The organism is Cryobacterium sp. TMT1-19 (assembly GCF_004403055.1).
In the GTDB taxonomy this organism is placed as follows: domain Bacteria; phylum Actinomycetota; class Actinomycetes; order Actinomycetales; family Microbacteriaceae; genus Cryobacterium; species Cryobacterium sandaracinum.
On record NZ_SOHB01000049.1, the window covers coordinates 1 to 20,767 of the forward strand.

At 68.7% G+C, this 20,767-nt stretch carries 18 protein-coding genes; 10 read left to right on the top strand and 8 right to left on the bottom strand.

The window, feature by feature from the left end; genetic code table 11:
• Window positions 1–251: 251 nt before the first annotated feature.
• Window positions 252–1,130, bottom strand: coding sequence for an RDD family protein (locus E3T40_RS12575; protein ID WP_134543903.1), 879 nt, complete (start codon window positions 1,128–1,130; stop codon window positions 252–254).
• Between the two features lie 17 nt (window positions 1,131–1,147).
• On the opposite strand from E3T40_RS12575, the gene E3T40_RS12580 reads away from it, so the two are divergent.
• Window positions 1,148–2,143 carry a stage II sporulation protein M gene (locus tag E3T40_RS12580; protein WP_134543906.1) on the top strand — a complete coding sequence of 332 codons (996 nt, stop codon included), beginning with the start codon at window positions 1,148–1,150 and terminating at the stop codon, window positions 2,141–2,143.
• A gap of 3 nt (window positions 2,144–2,146) precedes the next feature.
• Here the strand turns inward: E3T40_RS12580 and E3T40_RS12585 are convergent, their stop codons facing one another.
• Genes E3T40_RS12585 through E3T40_RS12605 form a run of 5 tightly spaced genes read right to left on the bottom strand, consistent with a single transcriptional unit; the run spans window position 2,147 to window position 7,522 of the window.
• A complete protein-coding gene (locus E3T40_RS12585) occupies window positions 2,147–3,454 on the bottom strand; it encodes a DUF58 domain-containing protein (RefSeq protein ID WP_134543909.1) in 1,308 nt (435 codons plus the stop codon).
• On the bottom strand, window positions 3,455–4,423 hold the full coding sequence (locus tag E3T40_RS12590) for a MoxR family ATPase (protein ID WP_104099840.1): 969 nt from the start codon (window positions 4,421–4,423) through the stop codon (window positions 3,455–3,457). It abuts the gene before it with no gap.
• A complete protein-coding gene (locus E3T40_RS12595; RefSeq protein WP_134543912.1) occupies window positions 4,420–5,655 on the bottom strand; it encodes a DUF4350 domain-containing protein in 1,236 nt (411 codons plus the stop codon). Before E3T40_RS12595 ends, E3T40_RS12590 begins: the two co-directional genes overlap by 4 nt.
• On the bottom strand, window positions 5,652–6,332 hold the full coding sequence (locus E3T40_RS12600) for a DUF4129 domain-containing protein (protein ID WP_104170236.1): 681 nt from the start codon (window positions 6,330–6,332) through the stop codon (window positions 5,652–5,654). The genes E3T40_RS12595 and E3T40_RS12600 overlap by 4 nt, the downstream gene beginning before the upstream one ends.
• On the bottom strand, window positions 6,329–7,522 hold the full coding sequence (locus tag E3T40_RS12605) for a hypothetical protein (protein ID WP_104170235.1): 1,194 nt from the start codon (window positions 7,520–7,522) through the stop codon (window positions 6,329–6,331). Before E3T40_RS12605 ends, E3T40_RS12600 begins: the two co-directional genes overlap by 4 nt.
• 131 nt (window positions 7,523–7,653) lie before the next feature.
• On the opposite strand from E3T40_RS12605, the gene mtrA reads away from it, so the two are divergent.
• The 6 genes from mtrA (at window position 7,654) to secA (ending at window position 16,149) form a co-directional block, all read left to right on the top strand.
• Window positions 7,654–8,334 (top strand): MtrAB system response regulator MtrA, encoded by a 681-nt coding sequence (gene mtrA / locus E3T40_RS12610; protein WP_104170234.1) that lies wholly within the window; start codon window positions 7,654–7,656, stop codon window positions 8,332–8,334.
• Window positions 8,335–8,341: 7 nt separating this feature from the next.
• Window positions 8,342–9,991: an MtrAB system histidine kinase MtrB gene (mtrB, locus tag E3T40_RS12615; RefSeq protein WP_134543915.1), complete on the top strand. Its 1,650-nt coding sequence runs from the start codon at window positions 8,342–8,344 to the stop codon at window positions 9,989–9,991.
• Window positions 9,984–11,666 (top strand): LpqB family beta-propeller domain-containing protein, encoded by a 1,683-nt coding sequence (locus E3T40_RS12620; protein ID WP_166786633.1) that lies wholly within the window; start codon window positions 9,984–9,986, stop codon window positions 11,664–11,666. The genes mtrB and E3T40_RS12620 overlap by 8 nt, the downstream gene beginning before the upstream one ends.
• Window positions 11,667–11,680: 14 nt before the next feature.
• Complete coding sequence (locus E3T40_RS12625; RefSeq protein ID WP_233193996.1) at window positions 11,681–12,433, top strand: ComF family protein; 753 nt, start codon at window positions 11,681–11,683, stop codon at window positions 12,431–12,433.
• 100 nt (window positions 12,434–12,533) lie between these two features.
• Window positions 12,534–13,238, top strand: a complete 705-nt coding sequence (gene hpf / locus E3T40_RS12630; RefSeq protein ID WP_104099847.1) for a ribosome hibernation-promoting factor, HPF/YfiA family — start codon at window positions 12,534–12,536, stop codon at window positions 13,236–13,238.
• 100 nt (window positions 13,239–13,338) lie between these two features.
• Window positions 13,339–16,149: a preprotein translocase subunit SecA gene (secA, locus tag E3T40_RS12635; RefSeq protein WP_104170231.1), complete on the top strand. Its 2,811-nt coding sequence runs from the start codon at window positions 13,339–13,341 to the stop codon at window positions 16,147–16,149.
• Between the two features lie 444 nt (window positions 16,150–16,593).
• Here secA and E3T40_RS12640 read toward each other — a convergent pair whose 3' ends face one another.
• On the bottom strand, window positions 16,594–17,034 hold the full coding sequence (locus E3T40_RS12640; protein ID WP_233193995.1) for an Rv3235 family protein: 441 nt from the start codon (window positions 17,032–17,034) through the stop codon (window positions 16,594–16,596).
• 238 nt (window positions 17,035–17,272) lie between these two features.
• On the opposite strand from E3T40_RS12640, the gene E3T40_RS12645 reads away from it, so the two are divergent.
• Window positions 17,273–17,938: a hypothetical protein gene (locus E3T40_RS12645; RefSeq protein ID WP_241981777.1), complete on the top strand. Its 666-nt coding sequence runs from the start codon at window positions 17,273–17,275 to the stop codon at window positions 17,936–17,938.
• Between the two features lie 318 nt (window positions 17,939–18,256).
• Here E3T40_RS12645 and E3T40_RS12650 read toward each other — a convergent pair whose 3' ends face one another.
• Entirely contained in the window at window positions 18,257–18,589 is a 333-nt protein-coding gene (locus E3T40_RS12650; protein ID WP_104194173.1) for a helix-turn-helix domain-containing protein, read from the bottom strand.
• 211 nt (window positions 18,590–18,800) lie between these two features.
• Between E3T40_RS12650 and E3T40_RS12655 the strand changes: the two genes are divergently transcribed.
• Together E3T40_RS12655 and E3T40_RS12660 are read left to right on the top strand one after the other, a co-directional pair.
• Entirely contained in the window at window positions 18,801–19,433 is a 633-nt protein-coding gene (locus tag E3T40_RS12655) for a hypothetical protein (RefSeq protein WP_134543921.1), read from the top strand.
• A gap of 2 nt (window positions 19,434–19,435) precedes the next feature.
• A complete protein-coding gene (locus E3T40_RS12660; RefSeq protein WP_174843668.1) occupies window positions 19,436–20,692 on the top strand; it encodes a regulator in 1,257 nt (418 codons plus the stop codon).
• Window positions 20,693–20,767: the final 75 nt, after the last annotated feature.

Below are 20,767 nucleotides of genomic sequence, written 5' to 3' on the forward strand. Positions count from 1 at the left end.
CCCCCCCCCCCCCCCCCCCGGCGCGGGGCACCTCTGGGAGCGGTCGTGGCCAACTCAGGAGATCCAGCCGGGCCGTGCCGGGCATCCGCACCTATGCCGCACTGATCCGCGGCGGCCGTCTACTGCGGGCGACGAATGTCCTGAGTTAGCCACACACACACACACGGGTCCGGCCAAGCCGCCCCGCGGGCGGCAGCGCCACATTCTTCGTCGGATACGTCGCGGGAACGGCCGGAGAGAGGTCCGTTGCCCTACCGCTGGGGGAAACCGTGCGGGAGGCTATGCAGAATGGACTGCAGACGGTCGAGACGCTCCTGCTCGAGCTTCAGCGCCGTGAACTCTCGGCTTCGGCGCACCGCGGCGACCCCGGCCAGGAAGACCTCCGCCGAGACCTGCGCCGGGACCTCCGCCGAGACCTCCGGCTTCGGCGACACGAACGGGACGGCCTCGGTGGCCAGGCTGTCTGCGAGGCGCAGCCGCGTCGCCGGAGTCAGCTTGTCGGCCTGGCGGAGAAACTGCGCGATGCGGCGGGACAGGCGATCGGGGAGCCGCACAATGTCGACCGTCTGGGCCCAAGCCTCGAGCACGGGCGGCAGCGGGACGGTTCGATCAGTGAGGCGGGGAACCCGCTCGTGCTGGCTGTACGTGCCGGCCAGCAGGTCGCCCAGGCGTTTGGACTTGCTGTTCAGAAGCGCAGTGGTGGCGGCGATGCCGCCGAACGTCAGGTAGATCTCGATGATGCCCAGCAGGGCGCGGATGAACGCGTGGCGCAGCTGGATCGCGCCGCCGTCGTCGCGAACGATGCGGGCGCCGATGGCGAGCTTGCCCAGGGACCGTCCGCCGCTGGCCGTTTCGACGGCCATCGGCACGATGAGCAGGCAGACCACCAGGCCTGCGATCCCGAGCGCCCGTCCGAGTGCGTCGTCGATTGCCACGCCCGTGAGACCGGCCACAAGAAAGGCCACCCCCAGGAAGAGGAGGATGTAGGCAACATAATCGATGATCGTTCCGGCGGCGCGCAGGATGATGCTGGCCGCCCTTACATCGAGGGCAACGGCCTCGCCGGTGACCAATTCCTGCTCGGTCCACGAATACTGGCCGTGATCGGCCACCTTGCCGGGCTGCTCCATGTCTACTATTAGAGCAGATGGACCTTGACGCATATTCAGCGGCGCACCGCGCCGAGTGGGACCGCCTGGCTGAGCTCGGTTCGCAGCGGCGGCTGTCCGGCGCGCAGGCAGACGAGCTGATCGAGCGGTACCAGTCCGGCGCGACCCAGCTGTCGGCGATCAAATCGACCGCCGGTTCGACGCTGGAGGGTGACCGGCTCTCGGTGGCGCTGTCCCGGGCAAGGCTGCGGTTCACGGGGGCGAGCGCGAACGTTGTTTCCCAGATCCCGAGCTTCTTCGTGCTGCAATTGCCGGCCGCGCTCTACCGCCTACGGTGGCTGACCCTTGCCGTGGGGGTGGTGACGATTGTGGTCGCGGGCCTCTACGGTTTCTGGATCTCCGGCAACCCTGAGGCCCTGGCCGCCGTCGGCTCCGACGCCGAGCTGCAGAAACTCGTCAACGAGGACTTCGTCAACTACTATTCGGAGAATCCCGCGGCATCCTTCACCGGCTTGGTCTGGACCAACAACGCGTGGATCGCCGCGCAGGCCATCGCCTTCGGGATCCTCGGCGTCTACGTGCCCTACATCGTGCTGCAGAACGCGCAGAACGTCGGCATCACGGCCGCGGTCATGTTCGCCTACGGCAAGGGCGACGTGTTCTTCCTGTACATTGCACCGCACGGCATGCTCGAACTGACCGCTATTTTCGTGGCCGCGGCAGGTGGACTGCGCATCTTCTGGGCTTGGATCGCCCCCGGGGCTCGCACTCGCGCGCAGGCTTTGGCCGAGGATGCCCGCGCCCTCTCGACGGTGGCCATCGGTCTGGTCTTCGTGCTCTTCGTCTCCGGGGTGATCGAGGGTTTCGTCACCCCGGCCCCGTGGCCGTGGCCGGTGAAGATCGGGATCGGCGCGGCCGCCCTGCTCGCCTTCCTCACCTACATGCTCGTGCTCGGCCGGCGTGCCGTGCGGGCGGGTGAGACCGGCGACCTGGCCGAATTCGAGGCCGGCAGCACCCGGATCTACGCGGCCTAGCGCCTAGAGCCGGCCGGCGGCCTTGAGCGCGATATAGCGGTCGGCCAGTGCGGGTGGCAGGTCGGCGGGGGAGCCGGTGACGACCTCGGCGCCCTGGCGTCGGATGGCGGCCGAGACCCGGGCCACGTCGAGCAGTGCCCGTTCGGCGGCCGCCGCCCGGTAGATCTCCTCCCGGTCGCCGCGCGGGCGCGTGGCCTCCAGGGTGGTTGGGTCGGTGACGGATGCGACGATCACGGTGTTTCTGCGGGTCAACTGGGGGAGCACCGACAGCAGGGCGCTCGAGGCTCCGGCCGCGTCGATCGACGTGATCAGTACGACCAGGGCCCGGCGGCTCGTCACCGCGCGCACCTCCCCGGGAACGGCCGACCAGTCAGTCTCGATCAGCTCCGGTTCGATCAGGGCCATGGTGTCGACCATGCGCGAAAGGAGCTCCGCTCCCTGCGCACCCTGCACGCGGCCGCGCACCCGACGGTCGTAGGCGATGAAGTCCACGTGGTCGCCGGCCCCGGCCGCCAGCGCGGCGAGCAGCAGCGACGCCTCGAAAGCCGTGTCGAGGCGCGGCTCGTCGTCGATGCGCGCGGCCGAGGTGCGGCCGCTGTCGATCAGGATGACCACCCGGCGGTTCCGTTCGGGGCGCCAGGTGCGCACCATGACGTCGTTGTGCCGGGCCGTGGCCCGCCAGTCGATCGAGCGTACGTCGTCTCCGCGCACGTATTCGCGAATGGAGTCGAACTCGGTGCCCTGGCCGCGCACGAGCAGGCTGGTGCGCCCGTCGAGCTCCTTGAGCCGGGTCATGCGCGACGGCAGGTGCTTGCGCGAGTTGAAGGGCGGAAGCACCCGAATCTGGCCCGGCGCCTGGAGGGTGGCCTGACGGGCCCACAGCCCGAGCGGCCCGAACGAGCGCACCGTGACCTGGTCCACCCGGCGTTCGCCGCGCCGGGTGGGCGTCAGTCGCAGCGACACCAGCCGTCGTTCGCCAGGAGGCAGCACCAGCGGTGTGCGGTTGTTGCCCGTCCCGGCCGACGGCTGCCAGGCATCCCGCACCACCATGGTCAGTCGCCGGCCCCCGGTGTTGGTCAGGTACAGGTCGCTCGTCACGCTTTCGCCCAGGCGCACCCGGGAGGGCAGGGTGCGGGAGAGCACGATCTTCCGCGGCGATCCGGCCCGGGCCAGGTCCAGGATGCCGAGACCCACCAGGGCGAGCACCCATAGTCCCAGCACGGCCGTCGCCATCCCCGGGGTACTCCCGAGTAGCACGATCGGCACGACGCCGAGCGCGAGGAGGGCAACGAACCGACCGGTAAGCGTCACTTAGATCGGCACCTGCACCTGGGCGAGCACGGCACGCAGGATCGCGTCCACGGACACGCCCTCGAGTTCCGCCTCCGGCCGCAGCTGCACGCGGTGCCGCCAGACCGGCAGCACCATCGCCTGCACATGGTCGGGGGTGATCGAGTCATAGCCGCTCAGCCAGGCCCACGCCTTGGCCGCGGCGAGGAGCGCGGTCGTGCCGCGCGGGCTGACGCCGAGCTTGACCGACGGGCTGCTTCTCGTTGCGCGGGCCAGGTCGACGATGTAGGCGAGAACGTCCGGACTGGCGCCCACGGATGCCACGGCGGCCTGGGCCGTCTTCAGCTCCTCCGCGCCGAGAACCGCGGTGACGCCTGCACCGGCCAGATCGCGGGGGTTGAAGCCCTCGGCGTGGCGCCGTAGCACCTCGAATTCCGCGTCGCGCTCCGGCACGTCGAGCACGAGCTTGAGCAGGAACCGGTCGAGCTGGGCCTCGGGCAGCGTGTAGGTGCCCTCATATTCGATCGGGTTCATGGTCGCCGCGACGATGAACGGGTCCGGCAGGGGGAGGGAGCGCCCGTCGACGCTGACCTGGCGTTCCTCCATCGCCTCAAGGAGGGCCGACTGGGTCTTCGGCGGGGTGCGGTTGATCTCGTCGGCCAGCAGGATGTTGGTGAAGACGGGGCCCTTGCGGAACTCGAAGTCGCCCACCCGGGCGTCATAGACGAGTGAGCCGGTCACGTCGCCCGGCATCAGGTCCGGCGTGAACTGCACCCGTTTCGTCTCCAGGCTGAGCGAGTGGCTCAGGGACCGCACCAGGAGGGTCTTGGCGACGCCCGGCACACCCTCGAGCAGCACATGGCCGCGGGCGAGCAGCGCGATGATCAGCCCGGTTACCGCGCCGTCCTGTCCGACGACGGCCTTGCCGACCTCGGTGCGGACCTGGGCGAGGGAGCCTCGCAGGGTATCGACAGGGGTATGAGTGCTCATGAGTCCATTCTTCCGGGTGGCAGGGGCGTGGTCGCGCGGGCCGTGGCCCGCTCAATTTCCTGGATGCGGTCGGAGAGGGCGACGAGATCGGAGTCGGATGCCGGGACGGCGTCCACCAGCACGGTCCGAACGTCGGCCGGCGGCCGGTCGACCACGGTGGCCACCATGGCGATCACATCGTCGAGGCTCGCCAGCCGGGACAACCCGACCTGGCCGGCAAGGCGCTGCACGGCGCCGACCCGCAGCGCGTCGAGGGCGCGCAGGCGGGCGTTGCTGCGCGCGTAGAGCCGGGCCCGGCCTTCCATCGTCTCGCTGGCCCGCACGGTGACCGGCAGGTTCTCGGCGACGAGAGGCCCGAAGCGCCGCCCACGCCAGACGGCCGCGGCCACGGTGACCAGCACCAGCAGGATCAGGGTCGGGGTGACCCAACCGGGCGTCAGTTCGCCGAGCGACGGCGTCCCGGTTTCCGGCACATCGGCGATCGTCGGCAGGTACCAGACGAGGTCGTCGCCCGCGCCCAGCAGGTTGAGTGCGAGAGCGGCATTGCCGGCCTGGCCGATCTTCTCGTTGCTGAACAGGGTGCCGTCGGCGAGCAGGGTGAGGGTCCGGTCGGCGGTGGTCTGTTCGACCAGGGCGAAGGCGTTCTCTCCCGAGGTGAAGCATCCGCTCAGCTCGGCGGCGTCGGCCGGGATCGTGAGTGTGGAGCCGCCGGGGGAGAGATTGTCGGCCTTGACCGCGGCCGCGACCGTGCAGGCGGCACGGGACACCGTGGTCTGGGACACGCCGCCGAAGCCCACCGAGGGGGTCAGCGTCTGCAGCGCCAGGAAATCGGGGGAGGCCACCACCGTGCGCGGGGCCAGGGCGGACATCGCGCTCAGCTGGTCGTCGGTGAGGTAGCCGCTCTCGTCGAAGAAGAACACGGTGGGGTCGGCGGCGGCGCCGGCTAGGCTCCGCGCCTCCGCGAGGGTGTCGGCGGCGGTGACGTTGACACCCTGTCGGCGGAGTACCTCGACGAGCGCCCGCGCGCCGGCTGGGGCCGCGCTGTCGGCCTCGAGGGGCTTACCGCCCACGCCGCCGCCCGCAGCGAGGACGGTGCTGACGACGGCGACGATCAGTGCGCCGACGCCGGCGAGCAGCCAGTACCGCGCCCGGCGTCCGGCTTCGCGCAGGGTCGGTGTGGAGGAGACGGCGTTTTCGGCCGGCTGTGAGGCCGTTTGTGTGAGAAGACTCATGGCTGCTTCGTCGGGGCTGGATCCTCGAGGTGCGGCGGCCGGGCGGCCCGCAAGACGCTCTCGAGCGCCGCCAGGGCCAGGAAGCGCTGCTCGGTGCCGTCGACCCCCAGGTAGCGCACCCCGTCGAAGAGCTCGGCCGCCTCGCTCAGTCGCACCCGTTCGCCGGGGAAGGCCTCGGCGGCCCGCACCGCGAAGGAGTGCGCGGTGGTGCCCGGCGTCACGATCAGGATGGTGCGCTCGGACAGTCCGCGCGCCAGCGCCCGGAACATCTCGGCACTCGCCAGGTTCCAGTCCCGGTGGGAGGCGGCGGCCAGCGCGGCACGACGCAGGTCGGCGGCGCCGCGACGGTCGTCGACGCCGAAGAGGTCGGACGCGAGCCGGCTGCGCCGGTTGAGCCGGGGCAGGCCGAAAATGAGGAGGGCGGCGACGACCAGGACCACCACGGCCACGGTCAGGAGCAGGGGCACCCAGGCGGCGAAACCGTCGGCCGACGGCGCGGTGAGGGAGGCTAACCAGTCCAGAATCGATGTCGACAACCGATCGAACCAGGTGGGCTTGGCGGCCTCGTACGGAGCCTTGGCCAGCTCTTCCCGCAGCCACTTCCGCGCTTCGGGCGCGCCGGGATCGACCGGTATCGCCGCCCGGATCACCGTGTGGATGTGCGACCCTGCGATCATGCCCAGGCAGCCTCCGAGGCGTGTGCCGGCTTCGACCGGTAGGGGTCTACACCGACGCCGACGGCCGATTCGACGAATCGGGCCAGCTCGAGGTCGAGGCCTTCCTTGCGCATCCGCAGATCGATGTAGATCAGGGCGGTCGCGGCCGACTGCACCACGGCTGCTACGGCGCCGAGCACGAGGCCGATGAGGATGGTCAGAACGTACAGGATCACTGACGGGAGGTACGCATCGAAGGCGGCGTTCGGGTCGACCACGGAGATGGCGGCACCGAACAGGAGCGACAGCGGCGTCGTCACAATCTGGGAGACGACGTTCACGACCGTCGCGACCAAGAACTGCACGCCGAACGTGCGCCAGAAGTAGCCGCGGGTCAGCGACCAGGACCGCCCCACCGCCGCCCGGATGCCGAGCCGTTCTAACACGATCACGCTCGGCACGAGCGAGGTCTTCGTGAACAGCCAGATGCCGAGCGCGAGAAGGGCGACCGTACCGAGGATGCCGGTGACCACCGCCAGACCCACGCCCGCTCCGCCGAGGGAGACGAAGAACACCACCAGTCCGGCCAGGAGGGCGATGGCCGCGATCAGGGCCGAACTCAGCATCAGGGTCCAGAGCACCAGCGGCCAGAGGCGCGGCAGCACGGCACGCCACAGGGCGCCCAGCCGCAGCTTCTCTCCGAGCGTGGCCCGGGCCACCTCGATCACTATGACGCCCTGCAACAGAGCGGATGCGACCACCGCCAGAGCCAGCGGCACGATGGCCGAGAGCACAATGCTGAGGGTCGCGCCGGCCTCGAGCGCGTCGCGGTCCTCCAGTGGAGAGTTCTCCACCCGTGCGAGCGCGAAGTAGGAGACCAGACCCATGATGACGACGGCGATCAGGGCGACGCCCGCCTGAACGAGCAGCGCGCTGCCGAAGGTCGCCTTCGGGTTGCGGCGCAGAACCTGGAACGGCGCCCACAGCAGGGTTCCGAAACCCAGCGGGCGCAGAGGGATCAGTCCCGGTCTGGGTGGGGGCGTCCAGGTCGGTGGGGGACCCCAGACCGGCGGCGTATTCGCGCCGGGAGCACCGGTCGGTTTTGCCGGGGGCACAAAACCGGCGGGCGCGAGGGGCGGTTTTTGCTCGTCGCCGACCGGGATGCTGCGCCCGTCATCGGTCGGGGAGTGCCAGTTCTGCGGGTCGGTCACGAAACCTATGCTGGCATACCTCGGTGTGGAATGAGCGCGTTGAGCTTTCCTGCGGCGCCGTCGACTACTCTTGAGCCAGTGATTGCATGACTCACCGGGGTATTTTGGGTGACTGAGTGGAAAACGGTTTGATGAACGCACGCATTCTTGTCATAGACGACGACACCGCGCTGGCTGAGATGATCGGCATAGTGCTGCACGCCGAGGGCTTCGAGCCGGTTTTCTGCGCCGACGGCTCCCTGGCCCTGGAGGTCTTTCGCGCCGTCAAGCCCGATCTGGTCCTGCTGGACCTGATGCTGCCCGGCCTCGACGGCATCGAGGTCTGCAGCCTGATCCGCGCCGAATCCGGCACGCCCATCATCATGCTGACCGCGCGAACCGACACGACGGATGTCGTGAAGGGCCTCGAGTCCGGCGCTGACGATTACATGGTCAAGCCGTTCAACCCGAAGGAACTGGTCGCCCGGATCCGCACGCGCCTGCGCCCGATTTCTTCGGAGACCCCCGCCAACCTGCAGATCGGGGATCTGGTCGTCGATGCCGCCGGGCACGAGGTGCGGCGCGGTTCGCGGCAGATCAACCTCACCCCGCTCGAATTCGACCTGCTGCTGGCACTTGCGTCCAAGCCCCAGCAGGTCTTTACCCGGGAAATGCTCCTGGAGCAGGTCTGGGGCTACCATTACAAGGCGGATACCCGCCTCGTCAACGTGCACGTGCAGCGTTTGCGCGCCAAGGTCGAAGACGACCCGGACAACCCTCGCATCGTCATGACGGTGCGCGGGGTCGGCTATCGGGCCGGCGCGGCCGGCTAGGTTCCTCGTGTTCGGTGGCACCGGGTACGACCGCAGCGTTTGGCGGGACTGGCGGGACTGGCGGGACTGGCCGGCCAGGATCGGCGGACTGTGGCGTTCTTCGCTGCAGTTCCGCACGGTGACCATCACGGTGGCGCTGTCCGGGATGGCCATCATGGTGGTCGGGGTCTACATCTCCGCGAGTGTGGGCAACGACCTGTTTCAATCAAGACTGAACCAGGTGCTCGTCGACTCGAACCGGGCCACGACCGCCGCCCAGGGCATCTTCGACGCCTCCGACGCCGCGGACCGGGTGGAGGTGCAGACCCTGGTGGGCTCCGCCCGCACCCTGATTACCGCGGCATCCTCGTCCCAGATGATTGCCATCTTCCGGTCTCCCGGGCAGGACGCCTCCACCGTGGCGCCGCAGGACTCCTCGTCATTCGGTGTTTCGACCGGCGTGATCACGCCCGCTCTCCGCCTCCAGGTGCAGGAGAAAGCCGGGGAGCAGTTTTGGCAGTCGGTGACGCTTGCGACGGATGACGGAGCGCAGGTTCCCGGCATCGTCGTCGGTTCCCAGCTCACCGTGCCGGTCGCCGGCCGGTACGAGCTGTACATCGGGTATAGCCTGGCCGACGCCGAGGCAACCCTGGCTTTCGTGCAGCGAACCCTCGGCATCGCCGGCCTGGTGCTGATCCTGCTGATCGGCGGGGTGACCTGGATCGTAGTGCGCTTCGTGGTCACCCCGATCCGCGTGGCCGCGGCCACCAGCGCGCGGCTGGCCTCCGGTGACCTCGGCGTGCGCATCCCGGAAAAAGGTGAAGACGTCATCGCGACGCTGGCCCGTTCCTTCAACGGCATGGCGGACAGCCTGCAGAGCCAGATCAAGGAACTCGCCGACCTGTCCGAGGTGCAGCAGCGCTTCGTGTCGGACGTCTCGCACGAGCTGCGCACCCCGCTGACGACGATCCGGCTGGCCGGCGACGTTCTCTATGACCACCGTGCCACGTTCCCGCCGGCGGTCGAACGCACAGCCGAGCTCCTGCACACGCAGGTCGAGCGCTTCGAGCTGCTGCTGAGCGACCTGCTCGAGATCAGCAAATACGACGCCGGGTCGGTGCAGCTGGAGACTGAGCCCACGAACCTGGTGCACCTGGCCGAGGACGCCATCGAAGGGCTGCGCTCGCTCGGCGACTCCAAGGGCACGGTGCTGACCCTGGTGGCACCGGGCGGGCACCTCGACGCGGACGTCGACCCCCGCCGCATCCGCCGCATCATGCACAACCTGATCGGCAACGCCATCGAGCACGGAGAGGGCAAGCCGATCATCGTGTCCGTCGACAGCAACGAGAGCGCGGTGGCCCTGTCGGTGCGCGACTACGGCATGGGTATGAGCCAGGCCGAGATGGCCCACGTTTTCGACCGGTTCTGGCGGGCCGACCCGTCGCGCAAGCGCACCATCGGCGGCACCGGCCTCGGCCTGTCGATCTCCCTCGAAGACGCCGTCGTGCACGGCGGCTGGCTGCAGGTCTGGTCGCACCCGGGGGAGGGGTCGTGCTTCCGGCTGACCCTGCCGCGCAGCGCGAACGGAACGCTGTCGAGCTCGCCGAGCCCGCTGCCCCCGGCCGATGCGGGCGGCGGCACGGCCGCCGGAGAAAAGGGAGGGCACTATGCGTAGTCGAACCCGGATGTTCGCTGGCCTGGTCGCGCTCGCGGTGGCCCTGACCGGATGCGCGGGAATCCCGCGCGACGGAGGCGTGCGCGCGGGGCAGACCGTGCAGCCCGGCGCCACCCCGGCACCCGTGTTCCTGCCCTCGCGACCGCAGAAGGACGCCACCCCCGAGGCGATCCTGCGCGGCTTCATCGACGCGGCGACGAGCCCCGACAACGACTACGCGATAGCGCGGGAGTTCCTGGCTCCGAACTACAGCAGCTCCTGGGAGCCCGACTCCGGGGTGACCATCGACGACGCCACCGGGCGCAGCATCGTCTCCGTCGGCGAAGGTCAGATGCAGTTCTCGGTGAATCCGGTCGCCGAGGTGGATGAGCGCGGCGAGTACCGCGAGGTTGAGTCGCCCACCGCGGTGGCATTGCGCTACCAGTTCGTGCAGGTCGGCGGCCAGTGGCGCATCGGCGCGGCCCCGAACGGCACGGTCGTCGATCGGAACATCTTTCAAGATGTCTTCACCGCCCAGGCGCTCTACTTCTTCGACCCGGGCTTTAGCTACCTGGTGCCCGATCTGCGCTGGTATCCGCGCAGTGGGGCCACTCTGACGAAGATCGTCAACGGACTGCTCGACGGCCCGAGCCCCTGGTTCACCGGAGCCGTCGTGACGGCGTTCCCCGACGGCACCAAGCTCACCGCCGATGCCGTGCAGGTCATCGCCAGGGACGCCAAGGTCGACCTCAACAGCGAAGCGCTGAACGCCGACCGGGTCACCCTGCAGCGAATGAAGGCCCAACTGTCCAACAGCCTCCCGCCCGGGCTGTCCGCCACCATCACCGTCAACCGCAACCTGCAGGACATCGCCGAGTTGAGTGCGAACGCCCCGACCGTGAATTCCCGCGTCGACGCCCGGGCGCTGATCCTGCGCGAGGGCGAATTCGGATTCCTGGCGGCAAGCGGTTCCTCGATCAGCCCGATCGCCGGATTGTCCGGCTCGATCGTCGCCCTGGACCCGACCTCCGTCACCCTCTCGCCCGGTCAGACCGCGGCCGCCGTGCTGACGGGAACGGGAGTGTACGGCGTCAGGGTCGGTGACGACCCGGTGCAGCTCGATCCCCGCCAGGCGCTGATCGCGCCTGCCATCGACAATTACGGCTTCGTCTGGTCGGTGCCCGCCGCCCGCCCCGGTGAACTGTTCGTGTACGGCCCGAACGGCGAAGCGACCGCCGTCCCTACACCGTGGCCGGAAGCCTCGGCGATCCAGTCGTTGCGCGTGTCGCGGGACGGCACTCGGCTGATCGCCCTGCTCCAGTCGGGCAAGGACAGCCGATTCGTCGTCAGCGCCATCACCCGGGACAAGAGCACCCCGGTCTCTCTGGGCGACGCGGTGCTTCTGGCCGCGCCGGGAGGCACGGCCGTGGACGCGGCCTGGATCGACGAACTCACCGTGGCCTGCCTGACCCGCCTGCCCAGCGGTGAGGGACGGATCGTGGCCTTGCAGCTGGGTGGACTCACCACGCGCCTCGAGTCCGCGCCGGACAGCGTCACCATGGTCGGCAGCAACAACCTGCGCGACCTGCGTGCGCTCTCGTCCACGGGCGGTCTCCTGGTGCAGCGCGGTGCCGGCTGGCAGGAACGACTCGGCGGTGTCACCCTCCTGGCCACCCAGCAGGGCATCGGCGGGTAGCCCCTCCACCGATCGTGCGGAAGCCGGTTCTGCACCGGTTCGAGCCCCGCGCCCGGGCCGGCCGGGCCTGGACCCACGATGGCGGGATGCGCCCTCCAGCCGGCCTCTCCCGGGCTGCCCTCGACGCGTGGGCAGTTCTGATGCCCACCGAGTGCAGCGGCTGCGGCATGCCCGACCGGGCCCTGTGCGGGGTCTGCCGGGCAGCCCTGGCACCGCGGGCGCACAGCTCCGAACGATCGGGTGTCCTGGTGTGGTCCGCTTTGGACTACTCCGGCGTGGCCAGGCGGGTCCTGGGAGCGTTCAAGGACGGTGGCCGAACGGATGCCGCCGGCGCGCTGGCCGGTCCGCTCCGGGCCGCCGTGGCTGCGGCGCTGGCCCCCATACCGGAGGGTGCCGGGGTGCACCTCGTGACCGTCCCCTCGTCACAGCAGGCGTGGCGCATCCGTGGCTATCACCCGGTGGAGCTGCTGCTCGGTCACTCGGGGCTCCGGCCGACTCGGTTGCTCCGAACCGTGGGCGAGACGCAGGACCAGGTCGGACTGGGCAGCGCAGAGCGAGGCCGGAATCGCACGGGTTCGCTGGTCGCGAACCGGTCGCTGTCCGGCCTCCGTATCCTGGTCGTCGACGACATCCTGACCACTGGGGCAACCGTGCTCGAGGTGCGACGTGCCCTGCTCGCTGCGGGCGGCGAGGTCGTCGGCGTGGCCACTCTGGCGGAAACACGGCGTCGTTTCCCCGTTGCCGAAAGTTCAGCGAAAACAGATTGACAAAAGGCTGTGACTTATCCGGCGCGCACGGCTACGGTAAGTCGTGAAGGCGCGTAATAATCGCCCGGATACGGGCGGTTCGCCAGATCTGGAGGTCGTCATGGAAATTAACATCGTTGGACGAAACCTAGGGATCACTGATCGTTTCCGCGAGTATGCCACCGAGAAGGCCGAGAAGGTCGCCGGTCTTGCCGAGAAGGCGCTGGCTCTCGAGATCAAGCTGAGTCGCCACCGGGAGAAGAACGGTGCCACGGGCAACGACCGGGTCGAACTGACCCTGATCGGCAAGGGGCCGATCGTGCGAGCCGAAGCCGACGGCTCCGACAAGTACGCGGCGTTCGACGTCGCCCTGGGGCGGTTGCTCGAACGGGTGCGCCGCGCCAAGGACCGCCAGAAGCTGCACCGCGGCGGGGCCCACCGTCCCATCTCGTTGCACGACGCGGCATCCGTCGATTTCAGCGTGGTCGACATCAAACCGGCCGACGCCGAGGTGCTCGAGCGGGTGCGCACCGGAGCAATCCCCGTCGTGAACGCGGAGACGCCGGCAACCGAAGAACCGGACGACGTCTACAACCCCGTCGTCATCCGCCGCAAGGTTTTCGCGGCCGCACCGATGACCGTCGACGACGCCCTCTACTTCATGGAACTCGTCGGCCACGACTTCTACCTGTTCCAGGATGCCGTAACCAAGCGTCCGAGCGTCGTCTACCGTCGCAAGGGCTGGGACTACGGCGTGATCGAGCTGGACGAGAACGCCGATGAGGCCGGGGAGGTCGTGCCGCCCTCCCGGGAGCGCAGCAACTGACCATCTAGCCTTGTTATAGTTGCCGCATGCCGGACGCTATGAGCGTGCGGCAACGACGACAGGCGTGTGCACACGCCGTGACGACTAGTGGAGTGCATTCGTGGCCTCAATTCTGGAAAAAGTACTTCGTGTCGGTGAAGGGCGTCTGCTGCGCCGTCTCGAGCAGTATGCGAAGGCCACCAACGCGCTGGAAGATGACTTCAGCCACCTCACCGATGAGGAGTTGAAGAACGAGACCGTGGTGCTGCGTGAGCGCTATTCGGGCGGTGAGTCGCTGGACGACTTACTGCCCGAGGCGTTCGCCGCCGTGCGTGAAGCCTCGACCCGCACCCTGGGACTGCGCCACTTTGATGTGCAGTTGATGGGCGGGGCGGCCCTGCACCTCGGCAACATCTCCGAAATGAAGACCGGTGAGGGCAAGACCCTCGTGGCCACGACGGCGGCCTACCTGAACGCCATCACCAGCCGCGGCGTGCACATCATCACGGTCAACGACTACCTCGCCAGCTACCAGAGCGAGCTGATGGGTCGCGTGTTCCGTGCCCTCGGCATGACCACCGGCTGCATCCTGTCCGGCCAGACGCCGGCTCAGCGCCACGAGCAGTACCTGGCCGACATCACCTACGGCACAAACAACGAGTTCGGGTTCGACTACCTGCGCGACAACATGGCCTGGCAGTCCTCCGACATGGTGCAGCGCGGGCACTACTTCGCCATCGTCGATGAGGTCGACTCGATCCTGATCGACGAGGCGCGCACGCCCCTGATCATCTCCGGTCCTGCCTCCGGCGAGGCCAACCGCTGGTTCACCGAGTTCGCGAGCCTGTCGACCAAGCTCATCCCCGACGTCGACTTCGAGGTCGACGAGAAGAAGCGCACCGTGGGCGTGCTGGAACCCGGCATCGAAAAGGTCGAGGACTACCTCGGCATCGACAACCTCTACGAGTCCGCGAACACCCCGCTGATCTCCTTCCTGAACAATGCGATCAAGGCCAACGCTCTGTTCAAGAAAGACAAGGACTACGTCGTGATGAACGGCGAGGTGCTGATCGTCGATGAGCACACCGGGCGCATCCTGATGGGCCGTCGCTACAACGAGGGTATCCACCAGGCGATCGAGGCCAAGGAGGGCGTCGCGGTCAAGGCGGAGAACCAGACCCTGGCGACGGTCACCCTGCAGAACTACTTCCGGCTCTACTCGAAGCTGTCCGGCATGACCGGTACCGCGGAGACCGAGGCGGCCGAGTTCATGAGCACGTACAAGCTCGGCGTGGTGTCCATCCCCACGAACAAGCCGATGAAGCGCATCGACCAGTCCGACCTGATCTACAAGAACGAAGAGGCAAAGTTCGGCCAGGTCGTCGAGGATATCGTCGCCCGGCACGAAAAGGGGCAGCCGGTCCTGGTCGGCACGACGAGCGTCGAGAAGAGCGAATACCTGTCGCGCCTGCTCGCCAAGAAGGGCGTGCGGCACGAGGTGCTCAACGCCAAGAACCACGCCCGGGAGGCCGCGATCGTCGCGCAGGCCGGACGCCTGGGCTCGGTGACCGTCGCCACCAACATGGCCGGTCGAGGCACAGACGTCATGCTCGGCGGCAACGCCGAGTTCCTCGCCGTCGCCCAGATGAACGCGAAAGGCCTGAGCCCGGTCGAAACCCCCGAGGACTACGAGACCGCCTGGGACGACGTGTTCGACGCCGTCAAGGCCGAGGTCGCCGTGGAGGCCGCGAAGGTCGTCGACGCCGGCGGCCTCTATGTGCTCGGCACCGAACGGCACGAGTCGCGCCGCATCGACAACCAGCTGCGCGGTCGCAGCGGACGCCAGGGTGACCCGGGCGAGAGCCGCTTCTACCTGTCGCTGACCGACGACCTGATGCGCCTCTTCAACGCCGGCGCCGCCGAGAGCCTGATGGGCCGCCAGGGGATTCCCGACGACATGGCGATCGAATCCAAGGTCGTCAGCCGAGCCATCCGTAGCGCGCAGGCGCAGGTCGAGGGCCGCAACGCCGAGATCCGCAAGAACGTGCTCAAGTATGACGACGTTCTGAACCGTCAGCGCGAGGCGATCTACGGCGACCGCCGGCACATCCTGGAGGGCGACGACCTCCACGAGCGCACGCAGCGCTTCCTGGAAGACGTCGTCGACGAGGTCCTCGAGGTGCACACAGGCGAAGGCAACGGCGACGACTGGGACTTCGATGCCCTGTGGACCGAGCTCAAGACGCTGTACCCGGTGGGACTGACCATTGACGAGGTCGTCGCCGAGGCCGGCAACCGCGGCAAGATCAACCGCGACTTCATGCGCCGTGAGATTCTCTCGGATGCCAAGGTCGCTTACCTGCACCGAGAAGAGTCGCTGGGTTCACCGGCGATGCGTGAACTCGAGCGCCGCGTCGTCTTGTCGGTCATCGACCGCCGCTGGCGCGAGCACCTTTACGAGATGGACTATCTGAAGGACGGCATCGGCCTGCGCGCCATGGCCCAGCGCGACCCCCTGGTGGAGTACCAGCGCGAGGGCTTCGTCATGTTCCAGCAGATGATGGGCCAGATCCGCGAGGAGACCGTCGGTTTCCTGTTCAACCTCGAGGTCGAGGTCAGCCAGGCCCCCGGCGCCGTCGCCGGTCCCATCGTCGCCGCCAAGGGGCTCGCCGCGGCCGCGGCCGCGGGTGAGAAGCTCAGCTACACCGCCCCGAGCGATTCGGGCGGAGTCGAGGTACGCAACCAGCGCGGACAGATCCAGCAGGCCGCTACCGACCGTGCCCGCCGGGTGAGCGCCGCGGCTCCCGCCGATGAGGCGGAGACGGACGTGGTGGCCGGACCGCCCCAGCGCGGTGCGTTCGGCCAGCGCGGCGACGACTCGAAGCCCGCTCCGGTCAATCGCTCCGAACGGCGCGCTCAGGGCAAGAAGTAGCCCGGTCAGGTCCGTGCGCCTTCATCGAACGGTGGAGGCGCTCCCGGAGACCAGAGCCGCCCGCACCGCGTGGACGCCGTTCATCACGGCGGGGCTCCGCGTCCGGCAAGCGAATTCGACGGAGATTCTCGGATGAAACTGCTTTTTCGGAGTTTTTAGGGTCGATTCCGGCGAAATCTCCGTCGAATTCGTTCGGGCTGCGCGGCGGAGTTCGACGGGGATCCGAACCGCTCGAGCGCTGCCGCGCATCCGGCGGGTCTTGTGGCCAGCATGGGAGAATCGACCCGCCGGGCCGGACCTCCGCGCTGGTCCCGCGCTGATCCGCAGCGGTCACACACGTTCGAGTCGCGTCGCGGTTCACTGCGCGCCTACCTCGGCAGTGGGAACAATCCCCTCGGAGCGCGCCCCCGGGGCGAGGGCTCATTTCTCCCGCGGAGCCGGCTGTCACAACACGTTGATGGCGCTGGCCCGCCAGCGTTGGTCCATTCCTTCCAGGCGCAGGGCCACGGCGCGAACGCGAACCTTACTGTGCACCATCACGACGGCCTCGATCACGCCGTCTCGCGGCTCGGAAATCGTGACCCGCCCGATCGTGAACGCGGGCCGCTGGGCCCTCTGCCCCTTGACGGCGCGCGCCCGTGCCGAGAGCACCACCCGTTTCAGCAGGTGCCGGTAAACGTCGTCGCTGACCCACCGGGCGAGCTGGTCGAGCTCTCGGGCGCCGGCAAGCACCTCGATCACGCAGCGGGTGAGGTTGATCAGCAGTGGCTCCGGGTCTGGCAGCTGGTCCCTGCTGCTCGGTTGGTGGCCGAAGAAGTCGTCCTGGACGAACTTGTTGTCCCTTGACCGGGGTTGGCGTGCCGGGGTGTTGGCTGGATCGCTCATGACTCCTCCGAGGTGCGTGAGTCCGCTGCCGGCGGCACACCTGCCGTGGCAATCGGGTGGTTCAAGGGGTTCGGGTGGATCCGGCGTGCGATGGAGCAGACATTCGGTGGAGCAGGTGTTGGCGGGGGTCAGACACCCCCACGCGGGGGGTGCGGGCCGTGCTCGACACTCAATCAGCCGGGGACGGTGGTGTCGAGTGCTTTTAAGACCTGTGGATAACCCGGGCAGGATGTTGGTCGTGCGGGCTAACTTCGGGACTGTGCGCTGGGACAACCTTTTCGACGACCTCGAGGGGCAGCTCGAACACGAGTTGCACGCCGAGGAGATCGACCTGCGCGCCGAAGAAGAACGGTTGCGGCTGGGTCGGCTGTCTCTGCGTAACCGATTGACCAGCCTCGCGCGCACTCCCGAAGTGGCCGCAGATCCCCGGAAAGGATCAGAGCCCTGGACCGGGTCGGTCCCCGGTGCGGGCGTGCTGCGGATCGTGCTCGCGACGGGGGAGACGATCGCCGTTCGGCCGACCACATTCGGGCGGGACTGGCTGGCGGGTGACCTGCTGGACTCCGTCTCCGCCGGTTCCCAGTGCGTGCTCCCGCTGGCCGCCGTGGCCGGGGTCGTCCTGCGCCGGGGGGAGATCCCCGGATCGCTCGGCACCGAGCCCGAATCCGCAGCCCGGGTCGTGGACCGCATCGGCCTGGCGTTCGTGTTGCGAGACCTCTGCCGACGGCGCTCCAACGTGGAGGTGCACACCCGTGCCGGTGTGCTCCCCGGCACCATCGACCGGGTGGGCCGGGACCACATCGACCTGGCCCTGCACGCGCCGGGTACCCTGCGCCGCGAAGCGGAGGTGCACCAGTACCGCATCGTGCCGGTGGGCGAGATCCAGCTCGTACGGCTGCCCTAACCCTCTGGCCTAACCCTCTGGCCTAATCCTCTGCCCCAACGCTCTGCGCCAACCGTCCGCGCCAACCGTCCGCGCTGAGCCGCCGTGTCTTTCGCGTTCACAGCCCGCAGCGACTCGTCCGAACGAATTCGACGGAGATTTGAGTCTGAACAGCCCGTTTGGGCTTGACAACGGTTGTTTGAATCTCCGTCGAATTGGTTCAACGCCGGGGACAGCGGTCCGCCGTGATGGACAGCGTGCCCCCCCCCCCCGTGCGGTCAGCCCTGACCCTCCGGGAGCGGCACAACCACACGACGAGGATTCATCAATCTAGCCGGGTCAGTCGTCGGGACGGATGATCGTGCCGCCGGAAAGCTCGGGGATGTTCCCGAAGTCGGACTGCTGCCACAGCGACATGCGCCGGGCCTCTTCGTACTTGGCCTCGATGAAAGACTCGAGCACGACCCGTTCGACCCGCCACACGCCCGCGCTGCCGGCCCCGATCGTGCCTGCGCCGCCCGCCGGGGTGCTCTGGGTGCCGAGCCGGATGGCCGGCAGCTCACCGCTGCGCACCAGCTCCAGCACCTCGGCCACCGTCAACGAGAGGATCTCCGCGGTGTCGGCCAGGGTGAGGAATCGGCCCACACTGGAAGCAGCCCCGGAATCGTTCATGGATCGATTATCCGTCGGCGGGCGGGCCCTAATCGGGGCGGAGTGAGGCTGTGGATAACTTTCCCGCGTGGGGGCGAAGACGACCACGATGGACGTCGAGGCGGATTCCCGGGTCAAACGGAGTTTCGAGTCGAAACTATTGAGTCGGCACCATCGATTCGGCTCCATCGAGTCAGCACCAATTGAGTCAGTATTGGGGAGGCAGGCGCCCGTGAGCAAGACCGCCAGGAACGCACGACCGAAATTCTGGTTCGATCCGCGATTCGCGATCGGGCTGGCGCTCGTGGTCGCCGCCGTCGGAGGCGTCTATCTGATCGTCTCCGCCGCCGACCGGTCCACGGCGGTGTTCACCGCGCGCTCGGCGCTCGCCGTCGGGGACCGAGTGGAGGCATCCGACCTCGTGGCCACGCAGGTGCGGCTTGGTGTAACGGGAGACCTGTACGTGACCCCCGACGGGCTGCCGGATGACGGGCTGGTCGTCACCCGCACGATCGCCGCCGGGGAACTCGTGCCTGCGTCCGCGGTCGGGCGCACCGCCGGCACCGAGGTCACGAGCGTGGTCGTTGAGCTGACCAGCGCCCTGGCCTCGACCATCGGTCCCGGCTCCGTGGTCGACGTCTGGTCCGCCCGCAAAACGGTCCCGAACACGTTCGGGCCGCCGACGGTGCTCGTCGACCAGGCCGCGGTCGTGCGTCTGGTCGAGCCCACGGGGCTCGTGGCGGGCGGCGGCATCCGAACACTTGAGATCCTGGTGCCGAAGGGAGCCGTCGCGGCGGTGCTGGAGTCCATCGCGAACCGCGACGCCATCGCGGTCGTGCCCGTCAACGCACCGCTGGAGAAGTAAACGTGGCTACCATCGCACTGGCACTCGACCGGAACACCGAAGACCGTCTGCTGATCGACATCATCGAGCAGGGCCATGTGATCGTGGCGCGTTCGACGACTGCGGGCGAAGTGATCCTCGCCCTGCGGAGGCGCGCGCCCGAGTTGGTGATCGTTGGAGCCGGCCGCAGCACGCTCACGGCCGAGCTGATCACCGCCTGCGACGCCCACGGCGCCCGGGTGATCGCACTCGCCGCCAACGACCAGGACCGGCGCAATGCGGCCGGGCTCGGCCTCTTCGACGTGGTCGACGCCGCCGCCGATTGGGCCGAGACTGAGGCGCTGATCGGCGCCGGGGTCGCCATTCCGCTGCGGGTCGGCGATCCGGCGGGCTTGCCCGGCACAAAACGGCAGGGCACGGTCATCGCCGTCTGGGGGCCGGTCGGCGCCCCGGGGCGCACCACTCTGGCGATCAACATCGCGGCGGAGATCGCCGCTGCCGGGCATACCGTCGCCCTGGCGGACATCGACACCTACAGCGGTTCGGTGGCGCCGAGCCTGGGGATGCTCGACGAGGCGCCGGGCTTCGCCGCTGCGTGCCGCCTGGCCGGCTCGGACAGCTTCACCCGGTCCGAATTTGAGCGCATCGCGCAGCGCTACAACTCACCGCAGGGAGCCTTCTGGGTGCTCACCGGCATCGGGCGGCCATCCCGCTGGCCTGAGCTCTCCACCGAGCGGGTGACGCGCACCATCAACGCGCTCCGTATCTGGGTCGACTACGTCGTGCTCGACACCGGGTTCAGCCTTGAGAGCGACGAGGAGATCTCCAGTGACCTGTTCGCCCCGCGCCGCAACGCGGCCACCCTGACGGGCCTCGGACTGGCTGACCACGTCGTCGCCTGCGGCCTCGCCGACCCGGTCGGGATGGCCCGGTTCCTGCGCGCCTGGGTGGACCTGGCCGAGGTGGTCACGACTGATCAGGTCAGCGTGGTCATGAACCGGGTGCGCCGGGGCGCGGTCGGGCTGGATGCGAACGGGCAGGTCGTGTCGGCGCTCCGCCGGTTCGGCGGCATCGAGTCGCCGATCCTGGTGCCGCAGGACCAGGTGTCCACGGATGCGGCCATCGTCGCCGGGCGCACGCTGCGGGATGCCGCGCCGAAGTCCCCGGCGCGCACCAGCATCCGTCGCTTCGTGCGCACTGAGCTGCTGCCGGTGCCCGCGCCCGCCACGGGGCGACGGCGCCGGGAATCGAGATGGCGCCGGCCAGCGGTGGCCACCTGAGCACACCGTCGGCGTCGAATCCCGCGTCGAACCCCGCGTCGAACCCCGCGTCGACTTGCGCGTCGACCCTTGTGC

Bases quoted from the DNA above. Each gene is read 5' to 3' on its own strand.
- hpf (WP_104099847.1), top strand. From the start codon at position 12,534: ATGGAAATTAACATCGTTGGACGAAACCTAGGGATCACTGATCGTTTC.
- E3T40_RS12650 (WP_104194173.1), bottom strand. From the start codon at position 18,589: ATGAACGATTCCGGGGCTGCTTCCAGTGTGGGCCGATTCCTCACCCTG.
- E3T40_RS12620 (WP_166786633.1), top strand. From the start codon at position 9,984: ATGCGTAGTCGAACCCGGATGTTCGCTGGCCTGGTCGCGCTCGCGGTG.
- E3T40_RS12640 (WP_233193995.1), bottom strand. From the start codon at position 17,034: ATGAGCGATCCAGCCAACACCCCGGCACGCCAACCCCGGTCAAGGGAC.
- mtrA (WP_104170234.1), top strand. From the start codon at position 7,654: ATGAACGCACGCATTCTTGTCATAGACGACGACACCGCGCTGGCTGAG.
- E3T40_RS12595 (WP_134543912.1), bottom strand. From the start codon at position 5,655: ATGAGTCTTCTCACACAAACGGCCTCACAGCCGGCCGAAAACGCCGTC.
- E3T40_RS12590 (WP_104099840.1), bottom strand. From the start codon at position 4,423: ATGAGCACTCATACCCCTGTCGATACCCTGCGAGGCTCCCTCGCCCAG.
- E3T40_RS12575 (WP_134543903.1), bottom strand. From the start codon at position 1,130: ATGGAGCAGCCCGGCAAGGTGGCCGATCACGGCCAGTATTCGTGGACC.
- E3T40_RS12600 (WP_104170236.1), bottom strand. From the start codon at position 6,332: ATGATCGCAGGGTCGCACATCCACACGGTGATCCGGGCGGCGATACCG.
- E3T40_RS12580 (WP_134543906.1), top strand. From the start codon at position 1,148: ATGGACCTTGACGCATATTCAGCGGCGCACCGCGCCGAGTGGGACCGC.